Source organism: Pseudomonas sp. OE 28.3 (assembly GCF_014268205.2).
GTDB classification, from domain to species: domain Bacteria; phylum Pseudomonadota; class Gammaproteobacteria; order Pseudomonadales; family Pseudomonadaceae; genus Aquipseudomonas; species Aquipseudomonas edaphica.
The window spans coordinates 1,685,834-1,707,695 of the sequence record NZ_CP077082.1; the positions used below are offsets into that span (position 1 = coordinate 1,685,834).

The window sequence follows — 21,862 nt, forward strand, 5'->3', positions numbered from 1 at the left end:
CTATCTAAATGCAGGCGATCAAATGTGGGAGCTGGCTTGCCTGCGATTGCGGTGTGTCAGTCGATTAATTAGTGACTGACACACCGCAATCGCAGGCAAGCCAGCTCCCACATTTTGATGGCGTGACGCGGAGCGTCACAGGATGCATTCCCACGCAGAGCGTGGGAACGATCACCGGGTTACTTGCCGGGTGTGAGGGTCAAGCGGGTTTTCCCGTACACCTTGTCAAAGTTCTGCGGCTGCATAGGGAAGCTCAGGTATTGCGCCTTGAGCGACGCATCGATGCCGTTCGCATAACTCGGGCTGGCCGGGTTGCCGGATTGGCCGATGCCACCTTGACCCATCATCGGTTCGATTTGGCTGAAGTCGACGATCATGCGCAGCGCCGGCACTTGGGTGGTGACAAAATCCTGCCCCCAGCTGTACGGCGCCGGGTTCAGGGTGTTGTGGTCGCCGCCACTGGCAAACGGCCCGCGGATCACCTGGCCATTGGTGTTTTTCCAGGTGGTGGTGTGCAGTTTGCCCCACTGCCAGGCCTTGTGATCACCACCCAATTGGCTGTCGCCAGCGGTGATGGCGGCGGCAAGGCTGCGGGCGAGGATCGCCGGTTTGTCTTCTTTTTGCGCGGTGCGCACGTCGTCCCAGAAGGGGCTGTCTTCGCGGCCCAGCAGGTGGTCGGCGTTGGCGGAATAGGACAGGTTGGCGTTGCTGACAAAGGCTTTCCAGCTGGCGCTGGTTTCCGGGCCGAGTTCGTCGAGGAAGATCTGCTTGGTGCTTTCCTGCAGGAACAACTCATAGATCGCCGCGTCTGCGGAGGTCGGTGCCAGGCGGCCATCAAACGCCATCAAGCGACTGAGCGCTTCGCGTGCCTTCACAGCTTCGGTTGCCGGCAGCGCATCGATTGCCTGTTTCAGTGGCTGGGCCATACCCGGCGCCTGGAACATGGTCTTGAGCTTGGCGGCAAACGTGGTGGTCTGGTCGTACTGCATGGCGATCATGCTGCGGCTGTCATGCTTGCCGGCGTTGGCCAGTTGTGCCAGGCGCTCGCTGCGCTCCGGGGCGTCCCAGGAATTGGACAACTGCATGCCATAACCGCGTGGCGCGGTGCGCTGGTTGGCCGTGCCGATCCAGCCTTGGGCCGGGTCCTGATCGTAAGGGTGCAGCATCGCGTCGGCGTAGCCGTCCCAGTCAAAGCGCGCGTCCCAGCCCGGCGAGGGCAGCAGGCCTTCGCCTTCGCGACGGTTGGGGAAGCGGCCAGTGACTTGCCAGCCAATGCTGCTCGCGTCGGCAAAGATCATGTTGAGGGCGATGGCGCGGATTTCCCGGGTTGCGTCCGAGGCCTTGCCGGCGCTTTGGGCGCGGGACAGGTCGAAGAATGCGTCCAGGCTCTTGTCGTCCTTGAGGTCGGCGGTTTGCAGGGCCAGGCCGAATCCGGTGGTGAGTGCCTGGCTGCTGTTGAGCAGGGCGCCGTGGCGGGTTTCGTACACCACTTCGCGAATCGGCCGCTGGCCGTTGGCGAAGTAGGTTTCGTTGCGCACGACGGCCGGTAGCCATTTGCCGTTGTTCTCGTAGTACAACGCGCTGCCTTGGCGTTTGACCTTCTCCAGGAACAGGTCCTGGGTGTCGCCTTTTACCGCGCTCATGCTCCACGCCACTTTGCCGTTGAAGCCGGACAGCAGGGTCGGCAAACCGGCAATCGAGACGCCGACCGCCTGGTATTTCGGGGCACGGATCTGCACGTAGTTCCATGGCGACGGTGCTTGTGGCTGGGCTGCCAGGTCGTTGGCCAACAGGCTTTTGCCACTGCGGCTGCGTTGCGGGCCGATGGCCCAGTTGTTAGAGGTGGTGACGGCCAGTGCGTTGAGGCTGTTCAACTGCTGGCCGATGCTTTCGAGCCCCGCAAGGCCGGTGATCTGGCTGAGGTTCACGCCCTTGAGCTTGTCGGCTTCGTCCATCGGGATCGGCTCGTCCGGCGCACTCGGCGTCAGCCAGGCGAGCTTGTCGGCCCCGACTTTCTGCGCCAGCACCAGCGACGAGAGTTCTTCCTGCAGGTTGCTCGACTCGCTGAAATTCAGCAGGCAGAACAGCAGCGCCGAATCTTCCGGCTTCCAGTACTCGGGCTTGAAGCCGGTCTGGGCCAGGTCCGGCGGCAGCTTGTCGCGGTAGCGGAACAGGTAGGCGTTGACGCCACGGGCATACACTTCAAAGAAGCGCTTGAGGCGCGGCGACGAAGCGTTATACAGCTCGCCGGCGCTTTTTTTCAGGTTGACCGCGCGCATGAAACGGTCGACATCCAGCACTTGCGGGCCGGACATCTCCGCCAGGCGGCCCTGGGCCAACAGGCGCAAAGTGACCATCTGCGTGATGCGGTCGCTGGCGTGTACATAACCGAGGCTGAACAGCGCGTCATGGAAGGTGTTGCTTTCGATCAACGGCATGCCCTGGGCATTGCGGCGCACCGACACATTCTGTGCCAGGCCTTTGATCGGTTGCACACCGGCCACCGGCGGCAGGGTGTCCTGGGTGCTCTGGAGCTGGCAACCGGCCAGGCTTAAAGCACTGGCCACTGCCGCGGCAACGCCGAACCGGGGGATAAAGTGTGAGAGGGCTGGCGAGGCCATGGCAAAGCTCCTGCGGGGGGTAGCGTCATTAAAGGCGCTACGTTAGTGAGCGCGGCGAAACGACGCAAGCAGGAGTTTGGGTTAAGCGTGAGATCTTGAGACCGGTAGAGAACAATGTGGGAGCTGGCTTGCCTGCGATGCTGACGCCTCGGTGTGTCAGTTACACCGAGGTGATGCTATCGCAGGCAAGCCAGCTCCCACATAGATCAGGATTTTGGCGGATTCACTTTCTGCACCAGTTCATACGCCCGCACCGTCGCCGGCCGTTCCTTGATGCTGTTGAACCAGCGCTGCACGTGCGGGAAGTCCTCCAGACGCTGGCTCTGCCACTTGTGGGAAACGATCCACGGGTAGATCGCCATGTCGGCGATGCTGTAGTCCTCACCCGCCACGAACGCGCGGTCCGCCAGGCGTCGGTCCAACACGCCGTACAGGCGCGCGGTTTCGTCCACATAGCGCTTGATCGCGTAAGGAATCTTTTCCGGTGCGAATTGGCTGAAGTGATGATTCTGACCCGCCATCGGCCCCAGCCCGCCCATTTGCCAGAACAGCCATTGCAGCGCTTCCTGGCGGCCGCGCAGGTCTTTTGGAATGAATTGGCCGGTTTTTTCCGCGAGGTACAGCAAGATCGCGCCGGATTCGAACAGCGAAATCGGCGCGCCGCCGTCGGTCGGGCTGTGATCGACGATGGCCGGGATGCGGTTGTTGGGAGCGATCTTCAGGAAGTCCGGCTTGAACTGCTCGCCCTGGCCAATGTTGATCGGGTGCACCGTGTAGGGCAGGCCGGCTTCTTCCAGGAACAGCGATACTTTGTGACCGTTGGGGGTGGTCCAGTAGTACAGGTCGATCATGAAGCTCTCCAAATGAGCGAATGCCTGTCTCTATAGGTGATGATCAAGGGGCAATAATTCAATCAAACATTTGCGTCTAACCTTAGAAGCCAATCACACCGCCCCATCGACCAACACCTGCAATGACTGCTGCGAGCACCGCTCAATGCGCACCTGTACGCCATAGACCTCGGCAAACAACGCCGGGTCGAGCACCTCATCCGCCACGCCGCTGGCGTACAACCTGCCCTGGCGCAGCACGGCAATATGGTCGGCGAAGCGTGCAGCCAGGTTGATATCGTGCAGCACCACCACGGCGATCAAATTGTGTTCGCGCACCAGCGTGCGCACGCAGCCCATGACTTTTAATTGGTAATTAAGGTCGAGCGCGCTGGTGGGTTCGTCGAGCAGCATCACTTGCGGGCGACGCGCAATCAGCTGGGCGAGGCCGACCAATTGGCGCTGGCCGCCGGACAACGTGCTCAGCAGCTGATCGGCCAAATGCGCGATGCCGATACGCTGCAACGCTTCGAAGGCTTCGCCCAGGCAGGCCTCGCTGGACAGCGCAATGCCGTCCACATTGGCCACACGTAACGCGGCGATCACGCTTTCCATCACGCTGAGGCTCAGGCCCGGCGGCAGGTTTTGCGGCATGTACGTCACGCGGCGCGCACGCTCGGCCACCGACATGGCTGACAGGTCGAGGTCACCCAGCCTGACCACGCCTTGCATCTTTTCCAGCCCGGCAATGGCCCGCAGCAGCGTGGATTTACCCGCGCCATTAGGGCCGATCAAGGCGGTGAGGCTGCCGTGGGGCAGGGTCGGCAAGCTCAGCTCATGCACAATCTGCCGACGCCCGTAGCTGACCGTGGCGTTGTGTACCGATAACCCCGCACTCATAACTGCCTCCCGCGCTTGAACACCAACACCACAAAAATCGGTACGCCCACCAAGGCGGTGACAATGCCCACCGGCACAATCACGCCGGGCATGATCAGTTTGCTGGCAATCGACGACAGCGCCAGCAGCAAGGCGCCGGTCAACGCACTGGCGGGCAGGAGGAAACGCTGGTCTTCACCCACGAGAATCCGCGCGATATGCGGCCCCACCAGGCCGATAAAACCGATGGTGCCTACAAACGCCACGGCGGTGGCCGACAGCAGGCTGATGCGAAGCAACGAGAAAAACCGCAGGCGCTTCACGTCCACGCCAAAGCTTTGTGCGCGGTCTTCGCCCATGCGCAGCAGGGTCAGGCGCGGCGCGGCGGCGAAGGAAAACGGCAGCACCACGGCAACCACAAAGGCGAGGATGCCGAGCTTGTCCCAGTTGGCGCGGGTCACGCTGCCCAAGGTCCAGAACACCAATTGTTGCAGCACGTCTTCGGTGGCCACCAGTTGCAGCAAAGCCACCACGGCGTTGCAACTGAACACCAGTGCGATGCCGAACAGCACCAGGCTTTCCACGCCCGCACCGCGCAGGCGTGACATGGCTTGCAGCAAAAACACCGAGGCGGCGGCAAAGATAAACGCCGAGATGGAAATCGCGGTGTTGGCCGACACCCACAGCGTGGTCACCGGAAACACGATGACCAGCGAGGCGCCCAAGGCCGCCGCCGACGACACGCCCAACGTAAACGGGCTGGCCAGCGGGTTATTGAGGATCGCCTGCATCTCGGCCCCGGCCAGAGACAGCGCGCAACCCACCAGCACCGCCATCAGCGCGTAGGGCAGGCGCACGTTCCAGATGATCACCTGGTCGGTGGCGCTCAGGTGCGACGGATGCAGGATGCCGTCGAGCAACGCCAGCAGGCCCATGCCCGACGGGCCGCTGGCCAGGTCCACCAGAATGGCGCAGACCAGCGCGATGCCGAGCAGCGCCAGCAGCCAGGCACGCCGGGCCAGCAAACGGCGATAGCCATGAGTGGCGCTGGCAAGGTCGAGGGTTTGAGTGGTCATGGGGCTCACACAATGTTGAAAACAACGAAAATCCACATGTGGGAGCTGGCTTGCCTGCGATAGCGGTGTGCCAGTCGATTAATTCAGTGACTGACACACCGCTATCGCAGGCAAGCCAGCTCCCACACTGACTGCATTCCTGCATTCCTGCATTCCTGCATTCCTGCATTCCTGCATTCCTGCATTTGTGCATGGCGCTAGGGGTTACTTGGTTTTGGCGTCAATCCAGTAAGCACCCTGCAGCGGCATCCCCAAAAACTGCTGGTTGATCTGTTCCATAGTCGCTTGCGGGTCGAGCTTGGCGAACAGTTCCGGGTGTACCCATTTGGCCAATACTTCAATCGCCAGCAGGTTGTACGGCGAGTTGTAGAAATCGTGCCACAGGCCGTGGGCATTGCCCTCGCGGATGGCACGGAGGCTGGCGAACTCCGGCCGCGCCAATACCCGATCAAACGCCTCACGGGCTTCATCGGTGCTCACGCCAGCGCCGAGAATCAGCCCAGGCTTGTGGTTGCCGGTGGCCACGTACACATCCGGGTCGGCCTTGAGCGCGTATTCAACGCTGATATCCCCCAGCGCACCCGGCACCACCTCGGCGGCGATATTGCGCCCGCCGACCAGCTTGATCACTTCACCCATGCCGCTTTTGCCGGTGGTGTGCCCCGGTGCCTGCCAGGCACCGGCGAGCAATTCGAGGAACACACTCGGGCGCGGGCCGGCGGCAGGCAAGGTGGCAACGGCGTCGGTGATGGCCTTGATGTGCTGGTCATAGAAACCCAGAAACGCCTTGGCCTGGGCTTCACGGCCCAAGGCCTGGCCCAGCGCGTTCATGCTGGTGTGGGTGCCTTGCACCGGGTTGATGCGAAAGTCGACGAACAACACCGGGATGCCGGCTTTGGCCAGCACGTCTGCCACCGCGCTGTGTTCGGTCGGGCCGTGGCCGGAAATGCTGAACACCGCCAGGTCCGGTTTCAGCGAGAGAATCTCCTCAGCACTGACACTCTGCTCCGACGCTTGCCCGATCAACGGGATGTCTTTGACCGTAGGAAACTTCGCCACATAGGCGTTGTAAGTGTGCTGGTCCAGCAGCTTCAAATCGTTCTGCCAGCCGACGATGCGCTGGAACGGCGCGTCCTTGTCGAGCAAGGCAAACGCCGAAATCAAGCGGCCTTCGCCCAGCACCACACGTTTGACGTGGTCTTTGACCTCGACCTTGCGGCCCAACGCGTCGGTGACTTCATGGGCAGCGGCAGTTTCGGCGTGGCCGAGGACCAGCGCGGCGCACAGCACGCCGAGCTTAAGCACGTTACGAGGTTTGAACATGGAAAGGACTCCGGGTGAGGGGCAATCAGAATTCATAATCGACACTGGCGGTGAGCGTGCGAGCGGCACCTGGGATGCCGTAGAGCTGGAAGCCGTCGAGGGACGCGCCGACCTGGCTGTAATAGAACGTGTTGAACACATTGTTGAGGTTAAGGTTGACCGTGGTGTCCTTGTTCACCTTGTATTGCGCCGCCAGGTTGCTCAGCCAGTAACCCGGGGCTTTTTCGTGGTCGCGGGTGTAGATCGCATACACGCCGGACGGGCCGTTGGCGTAGCTGCTGTTGTTGTTCAAACCGCCGACATCCTTGTTGTCGCTGTAGCGGCGACGGCCCACGTATTGCTCGCCGTAGCTGAGGCTCAGGGCGTCGGTGACGGCGTAGGTGGTCCATAGGTTGGCGGTCAGGTCGGGGACGTTCTTGGCTTCCGCGCCTTTATTGATACCTTTGGTCTGCGTGCTTTTGAGCGCCGAGAAGCCGGTGTAGACGGTCCAGCGCGGGGTGATGTTGCCTTGCAGGCCGAGTTCGATGCCGTCCACACGCTTGGCGGGCAGGGCGCGCACCGGGGCGGATTCGCCGTCCTGGTATTCCCAGGCGTTGTCCAATTCGGTGCGGAAGATCGCCGCCGTGACATTGAGCATGTCGTGGGCAATGTCCCACTTGGTGCCGATCTCGTAGGTTTTCGACTTGGCCGGGCTGTAGTTGCTGGTGGTGGACGCGCCGTAGATCTGGTTGTTGGTGGACGCGCCCAGCGCCGACGGTTGCGCCGCCTCGCTGTAGGACACGTAGATGCTGCCGTTCGGCAATGGCTTGTACACCGCGCCGACGCGACCGCTCACTGCGCCGTCGGTGCTGCTGATGTCGGCCTGGCCGCGCTGGCTGGTTTGCGCGCGCCAGTTGTCGTAGCGCAGCGAGCCGAGCACTTGCCATTGCTCGTTGAGGGTGACGGTGTCGCCCGCGTAGACACCGGCGTTATCGATCACCGAGCGCGGGTCGCCTTCGCCTTTGGTCACGTAGGTGCTGGCGAAGCTGTGGCTGGGGTCGTTCATGTTGAAGAACAGATCGCCGGCCGGCACTTCGGCGTTGCGTTTCAGGCCGCCGTAGGTCTCGTGATAGAACTCCAGGCCGCTGACCACGGCGTGCTGCAGGCTGCCGGTGTTGAACGTGAAGCTGAAGTCGGTCTGGTTATCCAGGATGGTGTAGCGCTTGGACAGGCCAAAATCGCCGCCCCGCAGGATGCCGTGGCCGGTGTTGCTGTTGTTCACGTAGTCGGTGTAGGCATTCACCGTGCTGCCGGGCACTTGGCTGATAGGCCCTACGCCGGTGTAGCCCAAGGTCGCACAGCGGGCGCCGGTGCAGGTTTTTTTACCGCTGGCATCGGCGACGAAGAAGCGTGCCGGCGACAGCACGGCGAAGTTGTCGCTGCGTTCCCAGCGCGTCTGGTTGCGCAGGTGGGCGTCGTGCCAGTCAAAGTCATGCTCGAAGCGGGCGGTCAGCGAGGTGGTTTCGTTCTCCTGGGTATAAAGGCTGGAGTCGCCGTACCAGTCGGAGCGTTTGACGCCGGGCATGCGGTGGCCGTCGGTGCCACGCTGGATCGGCACGCCTCCGTCCGGCGTATTGGTGTCTTTCTGGTAAAAGGTGTCGACGAAAAAGCGCGTGTCGGTGCCCAGGCCGAAGCCGAATGAGGTGGCGATGCCCCAGCGGTCGTAGTCCACGTCGTCGCGGTCGGCCACTTGGTTGTAGTGCTTCATCAGGTTGATGCGCACGGCGGTGGTGTCGTTCAGCTGTTTATTGAGGTCGGCGGTGAGGCGACGGTAGCTGTCGGTGCCGATCCCGGCGGACACCTTGTTGGCATCGCCCAGGTGCGCTTCTTTGCTCACCAGGTTGACGCTGCCGCCCACGGCGGAAACGCCGGACTCGATCGAACCCGTGCCCTTGAACACTTCGGCCTGTTGCAGGTTGAAAGTGTCGGTGCGTGTGGACATGCCCGCGTCGCGCACGCCGTCGACGGTCAGGCTTTGCTCGGAGGAAAACCCACGGATCGAAAACAGATCGCCCCAGCCCAAGTTGCCTTCGCCGGACATGAAGGTGATGCCGGGCACGTTGCGCAACACTTCCTGCAAGGTCTGCGCGTTCTGCTCCTTGAGCACCTGCTGCGGCACGATGGTCACGCTTTGCGGGGCGTCGAGCAGTGGCTGGCTGATTTTGGCGGAGGTCACGCGGTCGACTTTGAAGGTGGAGGTGGCTTCCTGGCCGTCGACCTTGATTTGCGGCAGGCTTACCACCGAATCATTCGGCGTGGCGGCCGGCGCATGGGCCCAGGCGGTCGGCGCAACACTGCCGGCGGCGAGGAAACCGAACATCGGTGCCAGGGTTGTGTGCAGCGTGTGACGTTGGGGCGTGGGCAATGACATAGGTGATGATCCGAGTCTAAATTACAATTACTCTCATTTAGGTTCGGTAGTCTAAAGAGCGATTCCGCCTGCCATGCCCTGGCTTTGTATCGCTGATGCGTGATTATGGTTTCCCACAACATTCCATTACATTTGCGTGTATCGCTGGATGAACTTTCGGCTATCTCCTGCGTTTTGAGTTTTCGGATTGACTGCCCATGGCCAAGCTTGACCACCTGCTGATCGTTGATGATGACCCGCAAATCCGTCAGTTGCTTTGCGACTACTTGAGTGACGCGGGGTTTCAGGTGTCCACCGCCGCCGACGGCAAGGAAATGCGCCGCCGCCTGGCGCTGAATGTGATCGACCTGATCGTGCTTGACCTGATGCTGCCTGGCGAAGACGGCTTGAGCCTGTGCCGCGAACTGCGCGTCAGTTCCAACACGCCGGTGGTGATGCTCACCGCCAAAGGCTCGTTGATCGACCGCATCGTCGGCCTGGAAATCGGCGCCGACGACTACCTGCCCAAGCCGTTCGACCCGCGTGAGTTGCTGGTGCGAATCAAGGTGGTGTTGCGCCGGGTGCAGAGCTTTCCCGATCGAGCACGCCTGGATGAAGCACCGAGTATTCGTTTTGCCGGCTGGCAACTCGACACACGGGCGCGGCAATTGCTCACGCCCGAGGGCGTGGTGGTGAGCCTGGGCAACTCGGATTACCGTGTGCTGCGCCTGCTGTTGCAGCACCCCAACCGGCCGTTGAGTCGCGACTTTTTGCTCAACCATGTCTTCGACAAGGACAGCACGCCGTTCGACCGCTCCATCGACGTGTGTGTCAGCCGCCTGCGCTCGCAGCTGCCGGTGGGGCTGATCAAAACCGTGCGCAATGAGGGTTACATGCTGACCGCCGATGATGTGGTGCTGGAGTCGTGAGACTGCTGCCGCGTTCGCTGTTCGGGCGGCTGGTGCTGATTCTGGTCAGCGGCATGCTCGCGGCCCAGGCGCTGACCAGCAGCATCTGGTACGACCGTCGGCATGGCCAGGTGCTGGAGATTCCTGCGCGGTTGATCGCCACACGCCTGGCAGACGTGGTGCGCCTGGTACACAGCGACCCGCAGCAGGCCGACCAGTTGATCAAACTGCTCAATACGCCGCATTTTCAGCTGACCTTAAGCGATCAGGCCAGCAACACGCCGAGCACGTTGACCGACAGTGACCGGCCCACCGAGCGGCTGATCAAGCAGGTGCTGACGGAGAAAACCGGTTCTGCCCAGACCCTGATGTTGCTGCGCCTGTCTCTGGTTGATGGCGAAGGGCAAGGCGCCGGGCTCTCGACCCTGCTCAGTTCCAAGCCGGTCATCGGGCAGTTCCTGATCGACCTGCGCCTGCCCGATGGGCGCTGGTTGCAGGTGGACGCCAGTGAGGAGCAGGGCTGGACCAGCACGTCGCCGCTGGACTTGCTGTTCGACTACGTGATGCGCATCTATTTGCTGCGCGTGCTGGTGCTGGTGATCATCGCGTTGGTGGCGGTGCGCCTGGCCATCCGCCCGCTCAATGCCTTGGCCAAGGCCGCCGAAGCCCTGGGCCGGGATATCCAGCGCCCGCCGTTAGCGTTGGACGGCCCCACCGAAGTGCGCCGCGCCGCCCAGGCGTTTAATGCGATGCAGCAACGGTTGATAGCCAATATTGCCGAGCGCACGCGCTTTCTGGCGGCGATTTCCCACGACCTGCGCTCGCCGATCACACGCCTGCGCCTGCGCACCGAGATGCTCGAAGACACGCGCACCAAGGAGCGGTTTCGCAGTGACCTGGAAGAAATGGAACACATGGTCTCCAGCACCCTGGATTTTGTCAGCAGCGGCGAAATCAACGAGACGCGGCAGAACATCGACATCAATGCCTTGCTGCAAAGCCTGCAGGCCGACCTTGAAGACGTGGGCGAAAGCGTGACCATTGTCGGTCGCGCCCGGCAACCGCTGCCGGGCTATGCACGCAGCCTCAAGCGTTGCGTGCAGAACCTGCTGGAAAATGCGGTGCGTTATGGCCGAGAGGTGGTGGTGCGGGTTGAGGATCAGGTGGACAGTTTGAAAATCGTCATCAGTGACCGTGGCCCAGGGATTCCCCAGGAGCAACTGGAGCAGGTGATGGAACCGTTTTACCGCATCGAAGGCTCACGCAATGCCGATACGGGCGGTTACGGGTTGGGGCTGAGCATTGCGCACACGATTGCGCGGGCGCATGAGGGCCGGTTGAGTTTGAGTAATCGGGAAGGCGGGGGGGTGGAGGTGGTGTTGCAGTTCCAGAGAAAGCTCTGATCTGAAATACGGAGCAAATGTGGGAGCTGGCTTGCCTGCGATGGCGGTGGGTCAGCTGACACATTGTTAACTGTCAGACCGCTATCGCAGGCAAGCCAGCTCCCACACTGACTGCATTCAGGGCATCAGGCCCCGTGGCACTTCTTGAATTTCTTCTCACTGCCGCACGGGCACGGATCGTTGCGACCCACGTCCTTCAACGCGTTGCGCACCGGCTCCTGGTGAGCGTGGCCGCAGTTCGGGCCGTGGACATGGCCGTGGTCGTGATCATGGCCGTGATCATGCTGATCGTGATCGTGGTTGCAGTCAGGACCATGGACATGGGGTTGCTGAGTCATCGATGTCGCTCCGGAATAAAATCACCGGGGATTATCTCGCCATTGTGGGCGACCTGCACGTCATTACCGATGAATAATCCGGTTTTCAGCTCGCCTTCCAGGCGATAGGGCACGGGTTTGGTCGGGTTTTTGAGCATTTGCACCACATCGCGGATCTTCGGCCAGAGGTTGGTGCGCACCTTCACCCGAAAAAAACCATGACTGCGCGGCGGTATGGTCAGCCATTCGTTGGACTCGCCTTCGGTCAAGACAAAACCGCCCAGGCTGACCTTATAGATCAGGCCGCGCACCGTGAGGTCGGCGTCGTCGCGGTTATCCACGCGAAACCACAGTTTGAATTTCTGCTCCAGCAGCTTGGCCCGTACCACCTCGACTTTCACCAGGGCGACGTGGGGCGTAGGCGCATCGTCTTCAAACCACGACGCGCAGCCGCTGAGACTCAAGGTCAACGCCAGCATCAAGCTGTACATCCGAAGCATGGCGTTTTCCCTGTGGGTGATTAGAGGTAGCTGGAACAGCACTTCTTGAATTTTTGGCCACTGCCGCACAAACATACATCATTGCGCCCGGCCTTGAACTCAACCGTCGGATCGATGAAGTACCAGCGCCCGTCATTCTGTACGAAAGACGACTGCTCACGGTGGCTGTGTTCGCCGGTGCTGTCATGCCAGCGTGCGGTAAAGGTCACGAATGCATGTTCCGGCTGGCCGCCGAACACTTCCGAACTTTCCACCTCCAGGCCCAGCCAGGTGCTCTGCGCGCTCCAGGCGCTGATCGCGATGCGGTCCAGGCCGGCTTGCTGCGCGGGCAAGGTTGTGGCCACCAGGTAGTCCACCAGGCCCAGCACATAGGCGCTGTAGCGCGAGCGCATCAGCGCGGTGGCGCACGGCGCCGGGTGGCCGGCGTGATAGTGGCCGCAGCAGGCATCCAACAGGTTGCCGCTGCCGCAGGGGCAAATGGATGTACTCATCGGGTTACCACCAATACTTTCCAAAATTTTCCGGGTTGGCCCAGAAACGGGCGTTGAGCCAGTCGGGCACCTGTTTGTAGTCAAGCAGATCATAGGTAAACAGTGTCAGTACCTGCTCGTCGCGCTGGAAACGCTCGCCGGCTTGCAGGGCCAGGGAGAAGAAGTCGGTGTCTTTCCAGCCGCAGGCGCCCAGGTCCACCAGCACCGCAATGCGGCTGCTATTAAGGTTGCGAATGCCGCCGAGCAAGGTCAGGCCTTGCGGTTTTGACAGGTGCTCCAGGCAGTCGACCACCAGCGCCAGGTCAAAACGCTGCGCCGCCAGTTCTGCCGGCAACGGCCCGGGCGGGGCGATGGCCACGATGGTGTCCGGGTGCTCGGCCTGGAACGCCTCCAGCGCCGGAAACTGGCTGGCGCCCAACAACAACAGGCGTTTGGGCTGGTGCAAGTCGAGCAAAGCGGCCAGGGCTTGCTGGGGTGTACGGGAAGAAATACCAGCGGTCATCACAGATCCTCACATCAGAACCCTAGAGACTAGCGCGGCTGAGCGTGCGGGCCTAGAGCGGGCGGCAGCGAAAAGTCCTACAAATGCGGCGATCCTCAATGAAACCGGGGGTGTGGCGTACTGGCGCAGATGAAAAGAGCGGTCTTTACTCCACCTGTCGGCCCCCGCCGATCCCCTCAGGAGAAATCACATGAGCATCATGCGGACAGCTCTACCCTTGGTTCTGCTAACCGGAGTATTGACAGGTTGCGCAGGGTTGCAAAAAACCGATTGGCCCACCTGTGCAGCAGTCGGTGGTGTGACGGGCGCTGCCATTGGCGCCACTGAAAGTTCAGCCTATGCGGGCGCAGGCGCGCTGTTGATCGGCGGCATGGCCGGCGCCTATTGCTGGGTGCATGGCGATGGCGACGAAGATGGTGACGGTGTGCCGGACAGCCGCGACAAGTGCCCTGGCACGCCAAAAGGCGTGCAGGTCGATGCCAATGGTTGCCCACCCGCACCGCCGGCCGCCGTGGTTGAGGAAGTGGTGGTGGTCAAGGAAGAAACCATCGTGATTCGCGATGTGCACTTCCAGTTCGATTCGGCCAAGTTGACGGCAGCGGACAAAACCAAGCTCGACATCATTGCCACTCGCCTGAAAAAAGAAGCCCCAGGCGCGCAACTGCGGGTCAGTGGGCATACCGACAGCGTCGGTAAAGATGCCTACAACCAGAAACTCTCGGAAAAACGCGCTCATTCGGTGACGGATTACCTGGTCAGCTCCGGTGTGCCTCGCAGCAACTTTGTCTCGGTGACCGGTGCTGGCGAAAGCCACCCAGTGGCCGACAACAAAACCGCTGAAGGGCGTGCGTTGAACCGTCGCGTGGAAATCCAGATCAACCGCTGACAGCCCTTGCCCCTGCGGGCACCGCAGGGGCATTGCCGGCGAGCCCTGGCAAGTTTTTTCATCCTTCACTGGCAAATCGCCTGCAGAAGTCGGTACTGTGCGCCCAAAGAATAATAGGCAGGGGCATGCGGGATGAAGGTGTTTTGGGGGCTGGGAACGTTTCTGACGTTGTTGTTCTGGGTAGTGGTGCTGGTCAACCTGTTCCGGCCGCTGACGAATCCGTTTCACCTGTTGGTCAGCCTGGCCGGCAGTCTGTTGATGCTTACCCACCTGCTTGAATTGCTGTTGTTCAACAGCAGCTTGAAACACCGTGCCCACCCTTGGCGTGACCGCTTGCAGATTCTGCTGGTGGGGATGTTCCATGTGCGGGGCCTGTCGGCGCCTGCTGCGGTTAATGAAACGAACGAGGAGGCCAATCATGCGTAAGGTTTTTCTGTTGGCCCTGTTGGTCAGCCCCATTGCTATGGCGCAGAGCGTCAGTGTTGAAACCAACTCGCTGATGCGCCTGCCCAGCAGCACCAGCGTGTTACAACTGGAGCGCCTGGATGTGGCGGACTACGGCACGTTGCTGGTGCCGGCGACCATCAGCCAAGTGACCGTGGATGAGTTGCACCTGGGTCGCGAGGCGCGTATCACCATCGCCCCCGGCAATACCGCGCTGCAATTGCAGGTGCGTAATGCGCAACTGGAACATGGCAGCCAGATCACGTCGCGCGGCGCCCCCGGTACCCACGAAAAGCCGGCCAAGGCCGGGCGTGACCTGGTGCTGCGCATTAACGCGCTGACCGCCGAAGAGCTGTCGGTGGACGCGCGTGGCGGCGCCGGTGCCCAAGGTTATGCCGGCCTCGATGGCGCCAACGGTGTGGACCCAGGCTGCACCTGGGGTTCCGCCGGGCGTGGTGCCAATGGCGATAACGGCGGCGACGGCCTGCCGGGCGCGTCGGGGGCGACTGTGCGGGTTGAGCTGCCACAGAGCTTCCCGGCAGAGCAGATCAAAGTGTGGGTCGACGGCGGGCCGGGTGGTTTGGCCGGTACGGCGGGCAAGCCGGGCAAAGGCGGGCAGTCCAAGGGCTGCCTGGTGTACCGCGCCGATGGCGGCGATAAAGGCCGGCCAGGGCTGGAAGGCCAGCCGGGGCCGGCTGGGCCTGCGGGTGCTGTGACCATTCAGCGGTTGTGAGTCGTTTGGGCTGACGCCATCGCGGGCAAGCCCGGCTCCCACAGGTTGGAATGCGTTCCAAATGTGGGAGCCGGGCTTGCCCGCGATGAGGCCCTGAAAGACAACCTCAGAACATCGGCCGCGCCGAAGCAATCGCCACCACCACCAACCCCACTATTAAATTAATCCCTACCAATTTGCGGATCTGCCCCAGCGCAGCCGCGCCCGCCGGCCAATCCTCAGCCGCCACCGCTGTGCGCAGTTCCGGGAACTTCAGTGCCTGGATGCGGATAAACAGCGCCGTCATCACCAGATACAGACCCATCATCACCTGCACATAGCGCGGCGCAGTCTCAAAACCACTGAAGCGCAGTTGCAACAGGCCGATGCCGCTGATCGGCAAAATCAGCACCGCGACCCAGACCCACACAAAAAAACGCTGAAACACATTTGCCCACAGCTTGAGCCGGGCAGGGCCTTCAAGTGCCGCCATGGCGGCGGGACGCAGGATCATCCAGGCGAAAAACATACCGCCGACCCAAACCAGGGCGGCCAATACATGCAGGGTGTAAGCGAGGCTAAACGCGGTCATTGTGGTACTCCGTTCTGCGCGGGATTAATTAGCGGGGTATGATAGCGGCCGATCCGAACCACTGAAAATTTATCCAGCGTTTTTTGCGCCCGACTATCCATGATCAGCACTGAACTCAAAACCACGATCCAGGGCGCCTATTCGCGTTTTCTCGAAGCCAAGAGCTTGAAACCGCGCTACGGCCAACGCCTGATGATCGCCGAAGTGGCCAAGGTCCTCGGGGATATCGACACCGACGACGAAGGGCGGCGCAGTGGCGACCCTGCGATTGTGGCTGTCGAGGCCGGCACCGGCACCGGCAAGACCGTGGCCTACAGCCTGGCCGCGATCCCTACCGCCAAGGCTGCCGGCAAGCGCCTGGTGATCGCCACCGCCACTGTCGCCCTGCAAGAGCAGATCGTCTACAAAGACCTGCCCGACCTGATGCGCAACAGCGGTCTGAACTTCACTTTCGCCCTGGCCAAGGGGCGTGGGCGCTACATGTGCCTGTCCAAGCTCGACGTGTTGCTGCAGGAAGGCCATGCGCAAACCGCCACTGCCTCCTTGTTCGAAGAAGAAGGCTTCAAGATCGAGGTGGATGAAGTCAGCCAGAAGCTGTTTACCAGCATGATCGAGAAGCTGGCCGGCAATAAATGGGACGGCGACCGCGACAGCTGGCCCACCGCTCTTGAAGATTCGGACTGGGCACGCCTGACCACCGACCACAGCCAGTGCACCAACCGCCATTGCCCCAACTTCGGCCAGTGCGCCTTTTACAAGGCCCGCGAAGGCATGGGCAAGGTCGACGTGATCGTCACCAACCACGACATGGTACTGGCCGACCTGGCCCTGGGCGGCGGCGCGGTGTTGCCGGACCCGCGCGACACCCTCTACGTATTCGACGAAGGCCACCACCTGCCGGACAAGGCAATTGGCCACTTCGCCCATTACACGCGCCTGCGTTCCACGGCCGACTGGCTGGAAACCACTGCCAAGAACCTCACCAAACTGCTGGCCCAGCATCCGCTGCCCGGCGATTTGGGCAAGTTGATCGAGCAAGTGCCGGAGCTGGCGCGGGAGATCAAGACTCAGCAGCAGTTCATGTTCAGCGCCTGTGAACAGGTCGCCGACTTCAAGCCCGGCGAAGACGTGGAGGGCCGTGAGCGGCCGCGCCACCGCTTTGTCGGCGGGCTGATCCCCGAGCATATGCGCGAAATGGGTATTGAGCTGAAGAAGGGCTTTTCACGCCTCACCGACCTGTTCACGCGCCTCACCGACTTGCTCAAGGAAGGCATGGATGGCGAGGTCAATATCGGCATCGCCAGCAACCAGGCCGAGGAGTGGTACCCACTGTTCGGCAGCCTGTTGTCACGCTCCCAGGGCAACTGGGAGCTGTGGACCGCCTTCACCGTCGAAGACCCGGAAGACAACCCGCCGATGGCGCGTTGGCTGACCCTGTCGGAAAGCGGTGCGCTGTTCGATATCGAGGTTAACGCCAGCCCCATCCTCGCCGCCGAAATGCTGCGTCGCAACCTGTGGAACTTGGCTTATGGCTGCCTGGTGACCTCGGCCACGCTGACGGCCCTGGGCACTTTCGACCGTTTCCGCATGCGCGCCGGGCTGCCGAAAAAAGCAGTGACGGCCGTGGTGCCGAGCCCGTTCCACCATGCCGATGCTGGCGTGCTGCGCGTACCGGACCTCAAGGCCGACCCACGGGATGCGGCCGCGCACACGGCGGCGATCATCCGCGACTTGCCGGAGCTGGTCGAAGGTTCGCGCGGCACACTGGTACTGTTTTCGTCACGTAAACAGATGCAGGACGTGTTTGACGGCCTCGACCGTGACTGGCGCAAACAGGTGTTTATCCAGGGCAACCTGTCCAAGCAGGAAACCCTCAACAAACACAAGGCGCGGGTTGATGGCGGCGATTCCAGCGTGCTGTTCGGCCTGGCCAGTTTTGCCGAAGGCGTGGACTTGCCCGGCGCCTATTGCGAGCACGTGGTGATTGCCAAGATCCCGTTCTCGGTACCGGATGACCCGGTCGAGGCAGCCTTGGCCGAGTGGATCGAGGCGCGGGGCGGTAACCCGTTCATGGAAATCTCGGTGCCGGATGCGTCCTTGAAGCTGGTCCAGGCCTGCGGTCGCTTGCTGCGTACCGAGGAAGACCGGGGCACCATCACCTTGCTCGACCGCCGCTTGGTCACGCAGCGCTATGGCAAAGCTATCCTTAATGCCTTGCCGCCGTTCAGGCGCGAAATTTCTTAAGCCACTCATTTATTAAGCTGCTGTGGGCGAAGTCGCCCACTTCGTGGTCTATCTCACTGCCACGCTTTATGTCATCAGGCCAGTTATCGGCCGATTGGGAGAACCTTGTTCGTATGATTCGCACGCTGCCTGCTCTTTTTGCCCTGTTATTCGCTGCGCCCTTGATGGCCGCGCCTGCCGGGCAACAAACGCTGTTCAACTTCGTCCGACCTGCCGATGTGGTCAAGGTGGCGACTCAGGACGCCAGCCTGCCGCAATACAACGCCGAACAAACCCCCGAAGGCGAGGTGTTGCGCCGCATCACCTTCAACCCGGTGGCCGAACCGAGCCTGGTGCTCAGCCCGCAGGCCGGGAGCTGGGACTGGTCGCAATCCGGCGCCATGAGCCTGCGTATCCAGAGCGCCATGGACTGGGCGTTGACCCTCTATGTCAAAGTACAGAGCGTCGACGGCAAGACTCTGGTCAGCCGTATCGACCTGCCGGCCGGCCCGGCCCAGACCCTGTTGATCCCGTTGCAAGCCAACTCGCCGCTGAGCCAGGGCATGAAGGCCGGCCCGCCCATGCCGATCACCCTGGACGGCCAGCGTGTATTGCTGGCCGCCAGTGCTGGCGAGATCGACCGCAGCCAAGTGGCCTCGGTCACCTTGTCGATGCTCAAGCCCAACGCCGCCCAAAGCATTTTGCTTGAGCGTTTTGGCGTGCAGGACAGCGAGCCGGTGCTGAAGGCGGTCTACAGTGAGCTGGTGGACGCTTATGGCCAGTCCACCCGTGCGCGCTGGCCGGAAAAGGTCAGCACTGACGAGCAACTCAAAGCCGCAGCGGCCAAGGAGCAGCAACAGCTCAAGGGCTGGCTGGCCGAGCGTGACAAATCCGCTCTGGACCAATACGGTGGCTGGAACAAAGGCCCGGCGTTCGACGCCAGTGGTTTTTTCCGTACCGAGAAGCGTGACGGCCGCTGGTACCTGGTGACGCCGCAAGGCCATCCGTTCTATTCGTTGGGTGTTAACACCGTGGCACCGGACAACAACCAGACCTACGTGGCCGGCCGCGAGTGGATGTTCGCCGCGCTGCCCAAGGCTGGCGAACCGTTCGACAAGTACTACGGCAGTGGCGATAACCGGGGCGGCAACGGTGCCGATCAGGGCCGCGGCTTCAATGTCGGGCGTTGGTACGATTTTTACGGCGCCAACTTGCAGCGTACTTATGGCGGCGAAGGTTTCGACCAGAAGCGCTGGGTCAGCCACACCCTCGACCGCCTGCAAGCCTGGGGCTTCAACACCGTGGGCAACTGGAGTGATGAGGACCTGGCCCGCGCCGACCGTGTGCCCTACACCTTGCCGCTGTCGATTGTCGGTGACTACGCCAGCATCAGCACTGGCACCGACTGGTGGGGCGGCATGCCCGACCCGTTCGACCCGCGCTTTGCCATGGCCACCGAACGCGCCGTGGCCATTGCCGCCCGCGACCACCGTGATGACCCGTGGCTGATCGGCTACTTTGCCGACAACGAGCTGGCCTGGGCCGGCCCCGGCGATGATCCAAAATCCCGTTACGCCTTGGCCTATGGCACGTTGCGCATGACCACCGACGTACCGGCCAAACGCGCATTCCTCAAACAACTGCGCGACAAGTACCGTAACGAAGAAGGCCTGTCGAAAGCCTGGGGCATCCACCTGGCGGGTTGGGAGCTGATGGAAGACCCAGGCTTCGAGCCGCCGATGCCGAGCCCCGAGCACCCGGAAATCGAAGCTGACTTCAAATATTTCCAGAAGACCTTCGCTGATGCCTACTTCAAAACCATCTCCGATTCGTTGAAATGGCACGCGCCCAACCAGTTGCTGCTGGGTGGTCGGTATGCCGTCAGCACGCCCGAGGCCGTGGCGTCCTGCGCCCAGTATTGCGACGTGCTGAGTTTCAACATGTACACCCTGAAGCCGCAGGACGGTTATGACTCTGCTGCCTTGCGCGCGCTGGACAAGCCGGTGCTGATCACCGAGTTCAACTTCGGCTCGGCCGACCGTGGCCCGTTCTGGGGCGGCGTGACACAGTTGGCCCGTGAAGAAGACCGTGGCGTGGCGTACAGCAACTTCCTCAAGCAGGCCATGGCCGAGCCATCGATTGTCGGCGTGCATTGGTTCCAGTACCTGGACCAGCCGGTCACCGGGCGTCTGCTGGATGGTGAGAACGGCCACTTCGGGCTGGTGGGCATCACCGATGTGCCGTTCCAGGGCTTTGTCGAGAGTGTGCGTAAAAGCAACCTGGCGGCGGTCGACCAACTGGGCAAGGAAGCCGAAAAAGCCAAGGCGGCCAGCAAGGTTCGCGAGAACGAAGGCGGCAAGTCCGGGCAAGAAGGCAAAGGCGCGGGGCAGGGCGCCGGGCATGCGGGTGGACACTCTGGAAATGGCCATTGATTCATCACTGACGGGTTCACAAAACCTGCAATGACTGGAACAATGTCGGCCACTTCTTACGGTGTTTTCCAAGGCGGCTTAGGTGCAGATTCAGGGTCATTACGAGCTCCAGTTCGAAGCGGTACGTGAAGCCTTTGCCGCGTTGTTCGATGACCCGCAGGAGCGTGGTGCCGGGCTCTGTATCCAGATCGGCGGCGAAACCGTCGTCGACCTGTGGGCCGGTACCGCCGATAAGGACGGTGCCGAGGCCTGGCACAGCGACACCATCGTCAACCTGTTCTCCTGCACCAAGACCTTCACTGCCGTCACGGCCCTGCAGCTGGTTGCCGAAGGCAAGCTGAAACTGGATGCGCCAGTTGCCGACTACTGGCCCGAGTTTGCCGCGGCGGGTAAAGAAACCATCACGCTGCGCCAGTTGCTCTGCCACCAGGCCGGGCTGCCGGCGATTCGCCAGATGCTGCCGACCGAAGCCCTGTATGACTGGCCACTGATGGTCGACACCCTGGCGGCCGAAGCCCCGTGGTGGACGCCGGGCGAAGGGCATGGCTACGAGGCCATCACTTATGGCTGGTTGGTCGGCGAGTTGCTGCGCCGTGCCGACGGGCGCGGGCCGGGCGAGTCGATTGTGGCGCGGGTTGCGCGGCCCCTGGGCCTGGACTTCCATGTCGGTTTGGCGGACGAAGAGTTTTATCGGGTTGCGCATATAGCGCGCAGCAAAGGCAATATGGGCGATGAAGCCGCGCAACGTTTACTTCAAGTAATGATGCGCGAACCTAATGCCATGACCACCCGTGCATTTGCCAACCCACCGTCTATTCTGACCAGCACTAATAAGCCCGAATGGCGGCGGATGCAGCAGCCAGCGGCAAATGGTCACGGTAATGCGCGCAGCCTGGCAGGTTTTTATAGCGGATTGTTGGACGGTAGTTTGCTTGAGAGCGACATGCTCGAACAATTGACCCGCGAACACAGTATCGGGCCAGACAAAACATTATTGACTCAAACCCGTTTCGGTTTGGGGTGCATGTTGGATCAACCGCAACTGCCCAATGCCACCTTTGGCCTTGGCCCGCGTGCGTTTGGCCACCCTGGCGCCGGTGGTTCGGTGGGGTTTGCCGACCCTGAGCGCGATGTAGCATTTGGTTTTGTGACTAATACACTGGGCCCTTATGTACTTATGGACCCGCGTGCGCAGAAGTTGGTCGGAATATTGGCCGGTTGTCTGTAAAGAGCTTGCTGTTTCACGTTTTTTTGTTACAAAGGCAAGTATAAGAAGGCGCTGAACGAAATTGTGTAACTTTACTGTTCTCTAAGCGTCTGTTTAACGGGTCAAC

General features: G+C 61.6%; 19 protein-coding genes. 8 read left to right on the top strand and 11 right to left on the bottom strand.

Going from position 1 to position 21,862, the window contains the following annotated elements:
- Positions 1–179: 179 nt before the first annotated feature.
- From HU759_RS07535 to HU759_RS07560, 6 genes are all read right to left on the bottom strand, one after another.
- Positions 180–2,621 (bottom strand): penicillin acylase family protein, encoded by a 2,442-nt coding sequence (locus HU759_RS07535; RefSeq protein WP_170036472.1) that lies wholly within the window; start codon positions 2,619–2,621, stop codon positions 180–182.
- A 206-nt stretch (positions 2,622–2,827) separates the two neighbouring features.
- The gene (locus tag HU759_RS07540) at positions 2,828–3,472 is read right to left on the bottom strand and encodes a glutathione binding-like protein (protein WP_170036474.1); all 645 of its coding nucleotides are present in this window, start codon (positions 3,470–3,472) and stop codon (positions 2,828–2,830) included.
- Positions 3,473–3,565: 93 nt separating this feature from the next.
- On the bottom strand, positions 3,566–4,351 hold the full coding sequence (locus HU759_RS07545) for an ABC transporter ATP-binding protein (RefSeq protein ID WP_170036476.1): 786 nt from the start codon (positions 4,349–4,351) through the stop codon (positions 3,566–3,568).
- Entirely contained in the window at positions 4,348–5,406 is a 1,059-nt protein-coding gene (locus HU759_RS07550; RefSeq protein WP_017137179.1) for an iron ABC transporter permease, read from the bottom strand. The genes HU759_RS07545 and HU759_RS07550 overlap by 4 nt, the downstream gene beginning before the upstream one ends.
- A gap of 204 nt (positions 5,407–5,610) precedes the next feature.
- On the bottom strand, positions 5,611–6,729 hold the full coding sequence (locus HU759_RS07555) for an ABC transporter substrate-binding protein (RefSeq protein WP_170036478.1): 1,119 nt from the start codon (positions 6,727–6,729) through the stop codon (positions 5,611–5,613).
- 25 nt (positions 6,730–6,754) lie between these two features.
- The gene (locus HU759_RS07560) at positions 6,755–9,139 is read right to left on the bottom strand and encodes a TonB-dependent siderophore receptor (RefSeq protein WP_170036480.1); all 2,385 of its coding nucleotides are present in this window, start codon (positions 9,137–9,139) and stop codon (positions 6,755–6,757) included.
- Between the two features lie 197 nt (positions 9,140–9,336).
- Between HU759_RS07560 and HU759_RS07565 the strand changes: the two genes are divergently transcribed.
- Together HU759_RS07565 and HU759_RS07570 are read left to right on the top strand one after the other, a co-directional pair.
- Positions 9,337–10,047, top strand: coding sequence for a response regulator (locus HU759_RS07565; RefSeq protein ID WP_017137182.1), 711 nt, complete (start codon positions 9,337–9,339; stop codon positions 10,045–10,047).
- Positions 10,044–11,429: an ATP-binding protein gene (locus HU759_RS07570; RefSeq protein ID WP_170036482.1), complete on the top strand. Its 1,386-nt coding sequence runs from the start codon at positions 10,044–10,046 to the stop codon at positions 11,427–11,429. Before HU759_RS07565 ends, HU759_RS07570 begins: the two co-directional genes overlap by 4 nt.
- Positions 11,430–11,554: 125 nt before the next feature.
- Here the strand turns inward: HU759_RS07570 and HU759_RS07575 are convergent, their stop codons facing one another.
- Genes HU759_RS07575 through HU759_RS07590 form a run of 4 tightly spaced genes read right to left on the bottom strand, consistent with a single transcriptional unit; the run spans position 11,555 to position 13,239 of the window.
- Positions 11,555–11,767: an SEC-C metal-binding domain-containing protein gene (locus HU759_RS07575; RefSeq protein ID WP_017137184.1), complete on the bottom strand. Its 213-nt coding sequence runs from the start codon at positions 11,765–11,767 to the stop codon at positions 11,555–11,557.
- Complete coding sequence (locus tag HU759_RS07580; RefSeq protein WP_017137185.1) at positions 11,764–12,246, bottom strand: LEA type 2 family protein; 483 nt, start codon at positions 12,244–12,246, stop codon at positions 11,764–11,766. The genes HU759_RS07575 and HU759_RS07580 overlap by 4 nt, the downstream gene beginning before the upstream one ends.
- Positions 12,247–12,266: 20 nt before the next feature.
- A complete protein-coding gene (locus HU759_RS07585) occupies positions 12,267–12,737 on the bottom strand; it encodes a YchJ family protein (RefSeq protein WP_017137186.1) in 471 nt (156 codons plus the stop codon).
- Between the two features lie 4 nt (positions 12,738–12,741).
- Positions 12,742–13,239: a DUF6231 family protein gene (locus HU759_RS07590; protein ID WP_017137187.1), complete on the bottom strand. Its 498-nt coding sequence runs from the start codon at positions 13,237–13,239 to the stop codon at positions 12,742–12,744.
- Between the two features lie 190 nt (positions 13,240–13,429).
- Here HU759_RS07590 and HU759_RS07595 point away from each other — a divergent pair, with 190 nt between their 5' ends.
- The 3 genes from HU759_RS07595 to HU759_RS07605 all read left to right on the top strand — a co-directional run bounded on the left by HU759_RS07595 (position 13,430) and on the right by HU759_RS07605 (position 15,302).
- The gene (locus HU759_RS07595) at positions 13,430–14,125 is read left to right on the top strand and encodes an OmpA family protein (RefSeq protein WP_017137188.1); all 696 of its coding nucleotides are present in this window, start codon (positions 13,430–13,432) and stop codon (positions 14,123–14,125) included.
- 132 nt (positions 14,126–14,257) lie between these two features.
- Complete coding sequence (locus HU759_RS07600; protein ID WP_186616815.1) at positions 14,258–14,551, top strand: DUF1145 domain-containing protein; 294 nt, start codon at positions 14,258–14,260, stop codon at positions 14,549–14,551.
- Positions 14,544–15,302 carry a collagen-like protein gene (locus HU759_RS07605; RefSeq protein WP_138453675.1) on the top strand — a complete coding sequence of 253 codons (759 nt, stop codon included), beginning with the start codon at positions 14,544–14,546 and terminating at the stop codon, positions 15,300–15,302. Before HU759_RS07600 ends, HU759_RS07605 begins: the two co-directional genes overlap by 8 nt.
- Positions 15,303–15,408: 106 nt before the next feature.
- On the opposite strand, the gene HU759_RS07610 is transcribed toward HU759_RS07605, so the two are convergent.
- Positions 15,409–15,873 (bottom strand): CopD family protein, encoded by a 465-nt coding sequence (locus HU759_RS07610; RefSeq protein WP_017137191.1) that lies wholly within the window; start codon positions 15,871–15,873, stop codon positions 15,409–15,411.
- A gap of 99 nt (positions 15,874–15,972) precedes the next feature.
- Here HU759_RS07610 and dinG point away from each other — a divergent pair, with 99 nt between their 5' ends.
- The 3 genes from dinG (at position 15,973) to HU759_RS07625 (ending at position 21,756) form a co-directional block, all read left to right on the top strand.
- On the top strand, positions 15,973–18,117 hold the full coding sequence (gene dinG, locus HU759_RS07615) for an ATP-dependent DNA helicase DinG (protein WP_170036486.1): 2,145 nt from the start codon (positions 15,973–15,975) through the stop codon (positions 18,115–18,117).
- A 113-nt stretch (positions 18,118–18,230) separates the two neighbouring features.
- Positions 18,231–20,528, top strand: coding sequence for a beta-galactosidase (locus HU759_RS07620; RefSeq protein WP_170036488.1), 2,298 nt, complete (start codon positions 18,231–18,233; stop codon positions 20,526–20,528).
- Positions 20,529–20,610: 82 nt separating this feature from the next.
- On the top strand, positions 20,611–21,756 hold the full coding sequence (locus tag HU759_RS07625; protein ID WP_017137194.1) for an EstA family serine hydrolase: 1,146 nt from the start codon (positions 20,611–20,613) through the stop codon (positions 21,754–21,756).
- Positions 21,757–21,862 lie beyond the last annotated feature (106 nt).

Excerpts from the sequence above, each read along its gene's own strand:
- HU759_RS07535 (WP_170036472.1), bottom strand. The coding sequence starts at position 2,621 with ATGGCCTCGCCAGCCCTCTCACACTTTATCCCCCGGTTCGGCGTTGCC.
- HU759_RS07540 (WP_170036474.1), bottom strand. The coding sequence starts at position 3,472 with ATGATCGACCTGTACTACTGGACCACCCCCAACGGTCACAAAGTATCG.
- HU759_RS07545 (WP_170036476.1), bottom strand. The coding sequence starts at position 4,351 with ATGAGTGCGGGGTTATCGGTACACAACGCCACGGTCAGCTACGGGCGT.
- HU759_RS07550 (WP_017137179.1), bottom strand. The coding sequence starts at position 5,406 with ATGACCACTCAAACCCTCGACCTTGCCAGCGCCACTCATGGCTATCGC.
- HU759_RS07555 (WP_170036478.1), bottom strand. The coding sequence starts at position 6,729 with ATGTTCAAACCTCGTAACGTGCTTAAGCTCGGCGTGCTGTGCGCCGCG.
- HU759_RS07560 (WP_170036480.1), bottom strand. The coding sequence starts at position 9,139 with ATGTCATTGCCCACGCCCCAACGTCACACGCTGCACACAACCCTGGCA.
- HU759_RS07565 (WP_017137182.1), top strand. The coding sequence starts at position 9,337 with ATGGCCAAGCTTGACCACCTGCTGATCGTTGATGATGACCCGCAAATC.
- HU759_RS07575 (WP_017137184.1), bottom strand. The coding sequence starts at position 11,767 with ATGACTCAGCAACCCCATGTCCATGGTCCTGACTGCAACCACGATCAC.
- HU759_RS07580 (WP_017137185.1), bottom strand. The coding sequence starts at position 12,246 with ATGCTTCGGATGTACAGCTTGATGCTGGCGTTGACCTTGAGTCTCAGC.
- HU759_RS07585 (WP_017137186.1), bottom strand. The coding sequence starts at position 12,737 with ATGAGTACATCCATTTGCCCCTGCGGCAGCGGCAACCTGTTGGATGCC.
- HU759_RS07590 (WP_017137187.1), bottom strand. The coding sequence starts at position 13,239 with ATGACCGCTGGTATTTCTTCCCGTACACCCCAGCAAGCCCTGGCCGCT.
- HU759_RS07595 (WP_017137188.1), top strand. The coding sequence starts at position 13,430 with ATGAGCATCATGCGGACAGCTCTACCCTTGGTTCTGCTAACCGGAGTA.
- HU759_RS07600 (WP_186616815.1), top strand. The coding sequence starts at position 14,258 with ATGAAGGTGTTTTGGGGGCTGGGAACGTTTCTGACGTTGTTGTTCTGG.
- HU759_RS07605 (WP_138453675.1), top strand. The coding sequence starts at position 14,544 with ATGCGTAAGGTTTTTCTGTTGGCCCTGTTGGTCAGCCCCATTGCTATG.
- HU759_RS07610 (WP_017137191.1), bottom strand. The coding sequence starts at position 15,873 with ATGACCGCGTTTAGCCTCGCTTACACCCTGCATGTATTGGCCGCCCTG.
- dinG (WP_170036486.1), top strand. The coding sequence starts at position 15,973 with ATGATCAGCACTGAACTCAAAACCACGATCCAGGGCGCCTATTCGCGT.
- HU759_RS07620 (WP_170036488.1), top strand. The coding sequence starts at position 18,231 with ATGATTCGCACGCTGCCTGCTCTTTTTGCCCTGTTATTCGCTGCGCCC.